Below are 10,960 nucleotides of genomic sequence, written 5' to 3' on the forward strand. Positions count from 1 at the left end.
CATATACAACATATACAACAATAATTTATATAACTTGACAGATATCGACATAAAAAAAGCCCTTATTTATAAGGACAAATTTAAGTATCATCTATTGTGTAGGGTTATGAAAGTGTCGAAAACCCGCATATTCAACTTTGATACATTGAGACATTATCACATTCGAATCAGATTACACAATCCAAACTTCTGAAAAAATTGACGAATGTTATCTCATTGTGTATAATATAACAAATAGGAGTACAACTAATGACATAAATTTAATTAATAAAGGTGATATTATTAGTTATGTATTTAGTTGTAGAGACGCAGATGAAAAGAGAGTCAACAAAAATCAAAATAAAAACACACTATCCTAATTTAACAAAAAAGGAGAAAATTATAGCTGATTTCACTACTTCTAATCCAAAAAAAGTATCGCGAATGACTATCAGTGAAATTGCTAAAGAATTAGGTTTTGCAGATTCTACAATCTTCCAATTTACTCGGAAACTTGGCTATAAGAGTTTTCGAGATTTTAGAAGTGATCTTTTATTTGAAGAATATGACCCCGAAATATCAGTTCACGAAAATGTAAAACCAACGGATACTTATCTACAAATGTCGCAAAAAGTTTTTGACTCCTCAATAAAATCACTAAATGATACTATTTCTTTGGTAAAAGAAGAAGATCTCGAAAAAGCAGTCAGCTTTCTGCTCAACGCAAAGAAAGTTGCTTTCTTTGGAGTTGGAGGAAGCAATGTGGTTTCTTATGATGCCTACCATAAGTTTTTAAGGTCTCCAATAAATATCGAGTTTTCAGAAGATTATCATATACAACTCATGCAAGCTTCTTTACTAGAAGAAAATGATTGTGCTGTCGTTATCACTCATACAGGGCTAACTAAAGAAACATTGAAACTTGCTGAAACAGTAAAACAGAATAATGTAAAAGTTATCGCAATTACCAGTTATATTTCAAGTGAACTAAGTAAACTTGCTGATGTAATACTGGTTTCTATTTCTGAAGAAACCGGTTATAGGTCAGAGTCTTTATCAAGCAGAATTTCTCAACTTGCAATAATCGATTCCTTATTTACAATAATCATGTTTAATGATGAAAAAAAATCAAATGATTCTTTGTATAAGATCAGAAGCATTATCAATACCACAAAAGATGATTAAAATTAAGATGGTTTCTCAATGAATTATAAATATGCAACTTTATTATTTCAGACCGTTGACAAAGTCACTTTTCGAGAAGGCTTTGTCATTCGGTCTTTTTTTATCTTTACTTTTGTATAAAAAAGTTGGTGGTTTAAGCTACTTTTACCTAAAATTATCTGATAAATGCTGATTTTCTACCGCTTTTTTGAATTGATTTTAGTTTTTAAAAACTTATAGCTTGTTAACAAGCTGAACTTTATTATTTATTGTTGATTTCAATTTTCTTTTTTAAAAACTCCATAAATATATCAGTAGTATAGTTTTTATAAGATTTTTCTAAATGACATGGATAATCTATGTGCATGATATCTTTACTATTTTTAGTAAACTTAGTCCAATTAGGCAGATCACTAGAATTTGGATTATGATGCTTTGCAAAATTAGTCCAGTATTTTGAAATATCTTGACTAACTTTTTTGTCGAATTCCGAATAGTCATCGGACAAATTCATAAATATATATCTTATTTCACAACCATGGTAAGCACCTAAAAATGCCGGGTTATTGCTTGGTGGAATTCTATCAAATATATAAAAATAAACATCTTCTTTAGTCCTTTCATTTAGACATTCTGCAAAATACATTTGATTAGCTAAACTATTATCTGACCTAAAGCGAGCTAACGCATATGCTGGATCGCTTTTTAAATATGAACCATATTTGCCGTAGAGAAAATTTCTAGCTTCTTCAAAGTCGTATTTCCTAACAATGGTTCTTTCAAAACGGCTTGCAGTTGCACTTCCTCTTTCACCATGTGAATCGCCTCCGCTTACTAGTATTGTTGCTTCATCTTTGGTTAATCCCACCATTACAGGTACAGGGTAAATTACACCTTTTAGGTAAGTTTTTTCCAACTCATCTGGGATGTAATAATTATCAACATATGGACAGAATTCCGACATTGCATAAGCATCTTTATCGATTAATAACCTTTCAGACGTAGCATTTTTCAATTCCTCAACACTATTGATTCCTATTTTCTTTAAATAATTCCAAGTTTTTTCTTGCGCCTTATTTTTTCCTAAGCGCCACTCATCGTGATTAAATGGCGATCCACTTTGAGTAATGGCAGCATGAAATAAATTTTTAGCCTTAGGACTAATCATTAATATATTAATTAAAGAGGAGCCGGCTGACTGGCCAAAAACTGTAACATTATTTTTGTCACCACCAAATGAACTTATATTATCTTTGACCCACTTTAATATTGCAATGGCATCTGCCAACCCTGGGTTAGTGTTATTGTTACCATTAATTTCTTCCATATACAAAAAACCAAATAGTCCAAGTCTATAGTTAGCAGTAACAATAATTACCTCGTTATTTTTAGCCATATTAGAGCCATCATAACTATCGAATGAACAGCCACCTGTTGTATAGCCACCACCATAAAACCAGACCATTACCGGAGTATCTTTTATGTCTTTGTCAGGAACAAATATATTCAAATATAAACAATCCTCACTGTATCCAGAAACAGAATTTAGATTGAATGGATTAGATTCGTTTATAGGTTGAATAGGATTGGCTGGCCATTTTATTACTTCCAGCTCTCCCTGCCAAGAATCACACTCTACAGGAGGTGAAAACCTTAAATCTCCAACTGGTTTTTTAGCATAAGGAATACCAAGAAATTTATTTACCCCATCTTCCTTTATTCCTCTTACTAAGCCTTTATTTGTTTTAATTGTTAAACTGTCCATAAGAAGCACCTCCAACGAAATTATAAAATTTGTTTTTATTTGTGTCAATGATAACAAAATTTTTTTCGATTAAGCTTCTGTTATCAAATTTGTCTATTTTTCTATACCTTGTTAAAGAAAAAGTATTAAAAAACTTCTAAACAAGCAAATATGAATATAATTAGAGATCATTTTCTTGGTGTATAGTAAAAAATAAAAAAATATTTTTTTGTATATTGAAAAAAAAAAAAAACATGTTAAAATAAATTTATAAAAGGAAGGGGTTTCAAATGAAAAAATTGATTATAGTAGTCAGTCATGGTAGATTCGCACAAGAAATAGTCAAATCAGCAGAAATGATTATTGGCACAATTCATGATTGCCATGCATTCTCTTTAACTCCTGATATGGGTATTGAGCAGTTGGTTGAAAAAATTGAAAATTGCTTAAAAGAAAATGAAGATAAAGAAGTTATATGTCTAATTGACTTATTTGGTGGCACACCTTGCTTCTCGGCAATGAGTCTATTGGATAGATATGATTTCAAAGCTGTAACCGGTTTAAATTTAGCAATGCTTATTGAAGTTGTTTCACAGAGATCAGCGTTAGATTTGGATTCTTTAGCTAATCACGCTATTGAAGTTCTACAAAATAGTGGTACTTATTTAAATGAATATATATTAGGGGAGGTAGATAAGAATGGCTAATATCAAATTAGTAAGAATCGATTTTAGATTGATTCACGGACAAATTGTAAACAAGTGGGTAAAAATTACAAGGTCAAACAGAATTATCGTAATTGACGATACTTTAGCTTCAAATGATTTTATGAAAAGCATCTATATTATGGCTGCTCCTCCAGGTGTGGAAGTTACGGTATATAGTCATAATGAAGCTGTTGAGAATTATGCGAAAGATCAATTTGGAAATGGTGATGTTCTAGTATTATTCAAGTCAGTCAATGAAGCGGTTGCTTGTTATAATGAGGGATTTACTTATTCAGAATTACAAATCGGTGGTCTTGGGGCGGGTCCTGGAAGAGTGATTGCATTTGGACCAATCACACTAGACAAAAAAGACACCGATGAACTAAGAACTTTGCATGATAGGGGAGTTCGTGTTTACTTCCATCAGGTTCCTGATGAACAAAGTGCAGAGTTTGAAAAAGTTGTTGGCAAACTTAAGTTCTAAAGGAAGGAGGGGAAAGTTTTATGTCAACATTCATGTTTGCTGTACTAAGCGGAATAATTTATTTTTTGGCAACACAGCGCTTAGGTTATGGTCTTACAAATCTTATGGGACAACCTGTAACCTTAGGTTTTATTCTGGGAGCATTGCTCGGCGATCCTATTAATGGATTAATTATTGGTGGGTCAATCAATCTTATCTATTTAGGTGTTGTTTTCACAGGCGGAAATGCTCCTAGTGATTCAGCTCTAGCTACATGTATAGCTGTTCCAGTAGCTTTACAGTTAGGTCTAGATGCTGATACAGCAGTAACAGTTGCTGTTCCATTCGGTATTCTTGGTGCTTTTGTTGACCAAATTAGACGTACATCAAACCTTATTTGGTTACATAAAGCAGATAAATTTGCTGAATTGGGAGACGAACAGGGGATTTATAGATGTGCTATGCTCTATCCAACCATAGTTGCATTCTTTATCCGGTTTATACCTGTATTCTGTTTCAATCTATTTGGTGCTGATGCAGTACAAGCAATACTAAATTACTTACCAGATTTCGTCACGACTGGTTTGAGTGTTGCTGGTGGTATTCTACCAGCTATTGGTTTTGCAATTATTATTATGTCAATTGGTCGCAAAGAACTTCTACCATATTACTTCATGGGTTTCTTTGCCATTAAATACTTAGGCGTTGGTACTATGGCTTGTGCAGTATTTGGTCTATGTATTGCTATGGTTATTTACTTTGCAGGTAATAAGAAAGGAGAAACTCATAATGGCTGAACGTTTACTATCAAAGAAAGAAGTCAATCAAGCTCACTTATTATGGTGGTTAGCTGCTGAAACAAACAACTCTTACGAAAGACTTCAAGCTCCTTCATTTTGTTCTGCAGTAGCAAAGAATTTAAAGAAAATTTATGGCGATGATACTGAAGGATATAAGGATGCTTTAAAACGTCACTTAGAATTCTATAACACAGAAGGTACTATTGGTGCTGTTGTTGTAGGTATCGTCCTAGCTATGGAAGAAGAAAAAGTTAAGGGACATTTAACTGGCGATGTTATTACTGGTATCAAGTTAGGTCTGATGGGTCCTATTGCTGGTATTGGAGATACTCTAATTTGGGGTATGATAAAATCTATTTTGATGGGTATTGCATGTAATTTTGCATTACAGGGAAGTCCAATCGCTTTAGTATTCCCACCATTATTTAGTATTTTAATATTCGTAGTAGGTAGGTATACATGTCGTTTAGGTTACGACCTAGGTAGTGAAGCTGTTCCAAAATTACTACAATCAGGAACAATGAACAAATTAATCACTGCTGCAAGTATCCTTGGCCTATTTATGATGGGGGCTCTAAGTGCTTCATATGTAACAGTTACCACTCCTTTGTCCTGGACCATCGAGTCAACAGGTGCCGTTATTTCTATTCAATCATACCTAGATCAAATCTTACCAGGTATGTTACAATTAGCTGCCGTGTTTGGTGTTTATTGGTACTTTACTCATAAAGGACAAAATTACATTAAATTAGTATTATTAATTCTTGTTATTTCTATCGTAGCAGCATTCTTTGGAATATTAGGATAGATTTAAAACAAAGTATTCGAACTATAGTCTTAAGTCTTAGCTGATTTGTCAAGCATTCGCTAAGACTTAAATTTTAAAAAGTCTAAGTTTGAAAACTAGTTGTATAAATTACAATATAAACCTGAAATATTCATGAAAACAAACAGCTGTAAAAAATCAGTTTAAAAATAAGATAATCAGTGAAAATGTTTGCGAACAGGTTAAATCGTTTATGGGTTTTCCATAGTAAAATCTGCAGTCAATCAACTGTACTGTTGAATGTGAGACTTTATGATTATTGAAGATAGGCACTGCTGAAATGCAGTTCCACCTGTCTTGCATGTTTAACTACTCGTACTTCTATCTTTTTTGATACTTGCTTCTAAATGTATTCATCCTTATTTTTCTGTCATCATTCTTCAGTATAGTATTTTGAAAGATATGGAATATATTAGATGAAAGTGACGAAATAAAAAATTCTATTTCGTTTTTGAGAAACTCTCTATGCGAAAGCTTCCCGCCATTGAAATCATCTTTCAGTTTCTTAGTGAACTTCTCGATGTTTCCTCTTTCTTCATAAAAAACTAGAACAGATTTTGGGTTTCCGTTTTCCTTGTTTGTTATTACACAATAAATAACAGGCAAGAGTGACAGTTTATTCCTTCCAAATAGAGGATAAGCTCATCACAGTAGAAAGCACTGTCGCCTCTGAATCGGATATAACGATTCCGTTTGATGAGTAGCTTTTACCGGTTCCAAGCTGAGCAATGACTAACAGTTTTAAATTAAATTCATTGATCATAAGAGGATGATAGCCAGTTTCCTGATAGCGATGGATGAAAGAATCTGCTTCCTGTTTTGGTTCGTTGTATTTGAACTGCACATTCGTAAGACGAGTCACTCTGTCAAAGAATCTGAAAACGGCAGGCTGCCTTGCAACGGGAGCATCATTGAAAAGCAGAGTATCATGAAGAAGGACATCCTGCTCAACCTGATTGAAGCAGCCTAAAAGATTTCGAATAACGAGCTGGGAAAGGATACTTTTATTAGAATGTATGAATATTTTACAAGTATCAAAAAAAGGCAGTGATTGAAAAGAATCAAGAAAATGATTCTTCATCACTTGAAAGAGTGCTACTGTCAAAATCATAGTTGTCAAATTGCGTATATTGTGTATCATAGTAATGCGATTTCTTTCTGTATAAATCCTGATTGGTTACGAATATTATACAGGAATTGCACCTATGAATATAGCACCTGACAGGAGAAAACCATAAATATGCGCAAAGCTTTATAAATCAAGTTTTTGCGCAATTTTTATTTAAACTCATGATTATTTCATGTATAAATTTATTTTGAAAACGAGGTAGATTATGAATCAAGTTGGTGTTTATGGAATGGGCGTTATGGGTAGAAGTTTGGCACATAATATTGCAAGAAAAGGATATTCTGTGTCTGTCTACAATATCGAAGAAAGTGGTGTAAAACTCTTCTTAGATAGTGCAAAAGAAGAGGAAAAGGTAAACGGATATATTGATCTAAAAGAATTCGTTTTATCTTTAAGTAAACCAAAAATTATTTTCTTAATGGTTACAGCTGGAAGGGCTGTCGACATCGTCATTGATGGTCTAAAAGAATATATAGATGAAGGGGATATTATCCTAGATTGTGGAAATTCTTATTATAAAGATACCATTAGAAGATTTAATGAACTTGATAAAATGAAAATTCATTTTTTAGGCATTGGTGTATCAGGAGGTGAAAAGGGAGCTCTTGAAGGTCCAAGCATTATGCCATCTGGCGACAAATTAATATATGATAAATATATCAAGGATATTTTAGAAAAGATAAGTGCTAAAAATGACAGGGGTGAACCGTGCACAACTTATGTAGGCCCTAATGGAAGCGGACACTTCGTAAAGATGATACATAATGGTATCGAGTATGGAGATCTCCAAATTATATGTGAAGCTTATGATTTTATGAGAAAAGTTGGCAATTTAAGCATTGAAGAGATTCAAAAGATTTTTGTTGAATGGAACAAGGGAATTTTAAGTTCTTATTTAATAGAAATAACAGCCGACATTCTACAAAAGAAAGATGAGAAAACCGGTAAATACCTAATTGATGTAATCCTTGATGAAGCTGGTCAAAAAGGTACTGGTAAATGGACGAGTATGGAGGCACTTGATATAGGTGTTGCCATTCCTACAATAGCCGAATCAGTATTTGCAAGATATTTATCAAGTGCTAAAAAAGAAAGGGTTGAAGCTTCAAAACTGTATAAAAAAGAAATTGTGGCTCAACCTTTAGAAAAAGATTGGCTAGATAATTTGGAGAAGACAGTTTATTCGGCTAAGGTAATTTCGTATGCTCAAGGTTTTGATTTACTTAAAAAAGCAAGCAAAGAATATGATTGGAACTTAAACCTTGCTGAGATAGCACGAATTTGGGAAAATGGATGCATAATTAGAGCTAACTTCTTAAATGATATAGATAACGAATTTAAAAACAATGCGGAACTAACAAACTTACTTGTTAGTCCATACTTCAAAGAAAGAATAGAGAGTTTTCAAGTTCCATGGAGAAAAACATGTGCGTTAGGTGTTTTAAATGGTGTATATTTGCCGGTAATTAATGCTTCTTTAAATTACTACGACGGTTATACAAGTAAGCTTCTTCCAGCTAACCTTTTACAAGCGCAGCGTGATTACTTTGGTGCACATGGTTATAAAAGAATAGATGATCCTGAAGAAAACTTAATTCATACTGTTTGGGAGAATTAAACGCATGGACAAAAAAGGGGTAATTTCAACGGTATTGTCAGGAATTATTTTTGGAATTGTTCCGCTATTTGTATCACTAGTTTATGCCTTGGGGTTTAATGCGATTAATGTGGCATTTTATCGTTATCTAGTGGCTGTACCAATGTTGTATATTGCTACAAAAATTAAAAAATATTCTATCCATATAGATAAAAAAGACTTGGTACACTTGTTTGTAATTGCTACGTTTGGTAATTCCTGTACAAGTATATTATTGAATTTATCATATACATATGTCTCAATTGGTACCGCGACAACACTACACTTTATGTATCCTCTATTTGTATGTGTATTATGCTACTTTGTCTATAAAGAAAAGTTAAAAAGAAGCAACATTGAAAGTTTGGTGATAGCACTTATTGGGGTATTTATGTTCGTTGATACGAATGCATCGGCTGACATCTTAGGCATCATTATTGCGATTGCTTCTGGCTTTAGCTATGCGTTTTATATGGTTTATTTAGAGAGAAGCGGACTTTTATACAAATATGATTTGTTGGTAATTTCTTTTTGGTTAACTTTGATTGCTAGTGTTATCCTATTTATCATTTGCTTATTTACTAATAACTTAACAATTATTGCAAATTTTGTCGTAAGCCTATACCTAATAGGAACAGCTCTATTTGGTCAAATAATTGCGGTTTTATTATTGCAAGTTGGAATAAAAAGAATTGGTTCAACAAATGCCTCGTTATTTAGTTTGTTCGAACCACTTACAAGTACCGTAGTTGGTGTTATATTTTTACATGATTCATTAAGTATTTTTAAGATAATTGGAAGTATTTTGATAATAATTTCTGTATATAAATTGGTATTTAGTCAAAGAAAGGAGAAATTGAATGGAAACTAACGAACTAAAAAAAGAAATTAACGACTATGTCGAAAAAGAAAATGAAAAACTTTGGAAACTTGCGATTGAACTCTATGATAATCCAGAATTGTATCTTAGAGAGTATAAAACTTCAGAAATTCTTTCAACGTTTTTGGAAAATGAAGGTTTTACAGTCGAAAGAGGAGTAGGTACACTAGAAACAGCCTTTATAGCTTCATATTCTAAAGTTAAAGGAAGTAAACCAAGAATTGATATATTGGCAGAACTTGATGCTATCGATATGGGTGAAAGATTTCCCGAAAATGAAAGAGTACAGCATGCATGTGGGCACAATATTATTTCAACAACCGCAACAGGTGCAGGAACGGCCATAAAGTATATAATGGATAAATACAATCTTCAAGGAGAAATTAGAGTTGTTGGTACTCCAGCTGAAGAGCAAGTTGGTGGAAAAATTATCATGTTAGAAAATGGTGTATTTGATGATACTGATGCTTCAATGGTATTACATCCAACTTCAGGGACAAGTAAGATTGCTGGTAGGTGTAAATCTAGCATGTCTTTTGAAGTTACATATAATGGTTTTGCTGCACATATTGGAAATCACAGAGAAAAAGGAATTAATGCTCAAGATGCTGGTGTAATATTCTATACAAGCATTGCGGCATTGCGTTATCAAACAAAAGATGAAATTCAAATGTTTGTTAAGTTTACAGATGTAGGAAAAGAAGAAGGAATTATTCCAAGTAAGTGTAAAATGCTAGTAGCTGTTAAATGCTTCAATCCACTTCTATTAGATGGATTAGCTCCTAAAATTAGAAATTGTGCAGAAGGAGCAGCATTAGCTACAGGATGTACAGTTGAAATTGAAGAAAAAAGAGGTTATAAGGGTAGAATTTACAATCACACATTTGAAAAATACTTGCGTAAAAACTTTGAAATGCTGGGAGAACCACTTAAAGAAGGAATGGTCGATGATAATGGGGGCGAAGACTTTGGTGACGTTATGCGTAAAATTCCAGGTATTATGCCTTATCCAACATTAATACCTGAAAAAAGAGTCTCTCTTCATACAAAAGAATATTTGGAACACGTAATTTCTCCTAGAGCAAAATACGTAGTAGGACTGGGCAGTAAAGTGATGGCTTATACAACGTTGGATTTATTATTAGATCCAAGCATTATTGAAGAAGCTAAAGTTGAAATGGCTAAAGAACTTCAAAAAGAAAAAGAAGGAGAGTGATTGAGCCAACCAAACTTTTAGACTATGTATCTGAAATGAGCACATAATATAGTGAAGCGTATTATTTCACAATAATTTAAAATAGTGTTCGGGTAAGTGATGTGCATCATTAAGATATAATGTGTTTTATAAGAATGAAAAAGCAGAGATGCCAGATATGAAGGAAATTTTCATAGAACTGTCATCTTTTTTGTGATAAACCGATATCTGAATATATAATTAATGAAGTTTTATTATTATACGAGGAGAATAATTATGTATTATACAAAAAAACAATTACAACAACATGCCATAAACATTCGTAAAAATATTTTAAAAATGGTGGCCAATGCACAAAGCGGACATATCGGAGGCAGCCTTTCCAGTGCCGATATCATTACCTATTTATATTTTAATGTCATGGATATCAATGAAGA

At 32.8% G+C, this 10,960-nt stretch carries 11 protein-coding genes and 1 pseudogene; 9 read left to right on the top strand and 3 right to left on the bottom strand.

What is annotated here, in order from left to right:
• Window positions 1–288: 288 nt before the first annotated feature.
• On the top strand, window positions 289–1,164 hold the full coding sequence (locus Q0K35_RS10545; RefSeq protein WP_294562824.1) for a MurR/RpiR family transcriptional regulator: 876 nt from the start codon (window positions 289–291) through the stop codon (window positions 1,162–1,164).
• A gap of 241 nt (window positions 1,165–1,405) precedes the next feature.
• Here the strand turns inward: Q0K35_RS10545 and Q0K35_RS10550 are convergent, their stop codons facing one another.
• Complete coding sequence (locus Q0K35_RS10550; RefSeq protein WP_294562825.1) at window positions 1,406–2,908, bottom strand: carboxylesterase family protein; 1,503 nt, start codon at window positions 2,906–2,908, stop codon at window positions 1,406–1,408.
• Window positions 2,909–3,177: 269 nt separating this feature from the next.
• Here Q0K35_RS10550 and Q0K35_RS10555 point away from each other — a divergent pair, with 269 nt between their 5' ends.
• From Q0K35_RS10555 to Q0K35_RS10570, 4 genes are read left to right on the top strand one after another with little or no spacing between them, the layout of a single operon-like run.
• A complete protein-coding gene (locus Q0K35_RS10555; protein WP_294562826.1) occupies window positions 3,178–3,594 on the top strand; it encodes a PTS sugar transporter subunit IIA in 417 nt (138 codons plus the stop codon).
• Window positions 3,587–4,078, top strand: coding sequence for a PTS sugar transporter subunit IIB (locus Q0K35_RS10560; protein ID WP_294562827.1), 492 nt, complete (start codon window positions 3,587–3,589; stop codon window positions 4,076–4,078). Before Q0K35_RS10555 ends, Q0K35_RS10560 begins: the two co-directional genes overlap by 8 nt.
• Window positions 4,079–4,098: 20 nt before the next feature.
• Window positions 4,099–4,854, top strand: a complete 756-nt coding sequence (locus Q0K35_RS10565) for a PTS sugar transporter subunit IIC (RefSeq protein WP_294562828.1) — start codon at window positions 4,099–4,101, stop codon at window positions 4,852–4,854.
• Window positions 4,847–5,665 (top strand): PTS system mannose/fructose/sorbose family transporter subunit IID, encoded by an 819-nt coding sequence (locus Q0K35_RS10570; protein ID WP_294562829.1) that lies wholly within the window; start codon window positions 4,847–4,849, stop codon window positions 5,663–5,665. Before Q0K35_RS10565 ends, Q0K35_RS10570 begins: the two co-directional genes overlap by 8 nt.
• A gap of 339 nt (window positions 5,666–6,004) precedes the next feature.
• Here the strand turns inward: Q0K35_RS10570 and Q0K35_RS11585 are convergent, their stop codons facing one another.
• Both Q0K35_RS11585 and Q0K35_RS10575 read right to left on the bottom strand, forming a co-directional pair.
• Window positions 6,005–6,289: a transposase gene (locus tag Q0K35_RS11585; RefSeq protein WP_365936224.1), complete on the bottom strand. Its 285-nt coding sequence runs from the start codon at window positions 6,287–6,289 to the stop codon at window positions 6,005–6,007.
• A 10-nt stretch (window positions 6,290–6,299) separates the two neighbouring features.
• Window positions 6,300–6,824, bottom strand: coding sequence for a hypothetical protein (locus Q0K35_RS10575; RefSeq protein ID WP_294562830.1), 525 nt, complete (start codon window positions 6,822–6,824; stop codon window positions 6,300–6,302).
• 193 nt (window positions 6,825–7,017) lie between these two features.
• Between Q0K35_RS10575 and gndA the strand changes: the two genes are divergently transcribed.
• From gndA to Q0K35_RS10595, 4 genes and pseudogenes are all read left to right on the top strand, one after another.
• Entirely contained in the window at window positions 7,018–8,430 is a 1,413-nt protein-coding gene (gene gndA / locus Q0K35_RS10580; RefSeq protein ID WP_294562831.1) for an NADP-dependent phosphogluconate dehydrogenase, read from the top strand.
• A 4-nt stretch (window positions 8,431–8,434) separates the two neighbouring features.
• Window positions 8,435–9,319, top strand: a complete 885-nt coding sequence (locus Q0K35_RS10585) for an EamA family transporter (RefSeq protein ID WP_294562832.1) — start codon at window positions 8,435–8,437, stop codon at window positions 9,317–9,319.
• Window positions 9,309–10,544, top strand: a complete 1,236-nt coding sequence (locus Q0K35_RS10590; protein ID WP_294562833.1) for an amidohydrolase — start codon at window positions 9,309–9,311, stop codon at window positions 10,542–10,544. Before Q0K35_RS10585 ends, Q0K35_RS10590 begins: the two co-directional genes overlap by 11 nt.
• A 255-nt stretch (window positions 10,545–10,799) precedes the next feature.
• Window positions 10,800–10,960: pseudogene (locus Q0K35_RS10595) on the top strand (transketolase); the annotation flags it as partial.

It is taken from the genome of uncultured Traorella sp., from assembly GCF_944327115.1.
Lineage (GTDB): Bacteria > Bacillota_I > Bacilli_A > Erysipelotrichales > Erysipelotrichaceae > Traorella.

What these genes read in the sequence shown, in the direction of transcription:
- Q0K35_RS10560 (WP_294562827.1), top strand. Translation starts at nt 3,587, where the DNA reads ATGGCTAATATCAAATTAGTAAGAATCGATTTTAGATTGATTCACGGA.
- Q0K35_RS10545 (WP_294562824.1), top strand. Translation starts at nt 289, where the DNA reads ATGTATTTAGTTGTAGAGACGCAGATGAAAAGAGAGTCAACAAAAATC.
- Q0K35_RS10575 (WP_294562830.1), bottom strand. Translation starts at nt 6,824, where the DNA reads ATGATACACAATATACGCAATTTGACAACTATGATTTTGACAGTAGCA.
- gndA (WP_294562831.1), top strand. Translation starts at nt 7,018, where the DNA reads ATGAATCAAGTTGGTGTTTATGGAATGGGCGTTATGGGTAGAAGTTTG.
- Q0K35_RS10585 (WP_294562832.1), top strand. Translation starts at nt 8,435, where the DNA reads ATGGACAAAAAAGGGGTAATTTCAACGGTATTGTCAGGAATTATTTTT.
- Q0K35_RS10555 (WP_294562826.1), top strand. Translation starts at nt 3,178, where the DNA reads ATGAAAAAATTGATTATAGTAGTCAGTCATGGTAGATTCGCACAAGAA.
- Q0K35_RS10550 (WP_294562825.1), bottom strand. Translation starts at nt 2,908, where the DNA reads ATGGACAGTTTAACAATTAAAACAAATAAAGGCTTAGTAAGAGGAATA.
- Q0K35_RS10570 (WP_294562829.1), top strand. Translation starts at nt 4,847, where the DNA reads ATGGCTGAACGTTTACTATCAAAGAAAGAAGTCAATCAAGCTCACTTA.
- Q0K35_RS10565 (WP_294562828.1), top strand. Translation starts at nt 4,099, where the DNA reads ATGTCAACATTCATGTTTGCTGTACTAAGCGGAATAATTTATTTTTTG.
- Q0K35_RS10590 (WP_294562833.1), top strand. Translation starts at nt 9,309, where the DNA reads ATGGAAACTAACGAACTAAAAAAAGAAATTAACGACTATGTCGAAAAA.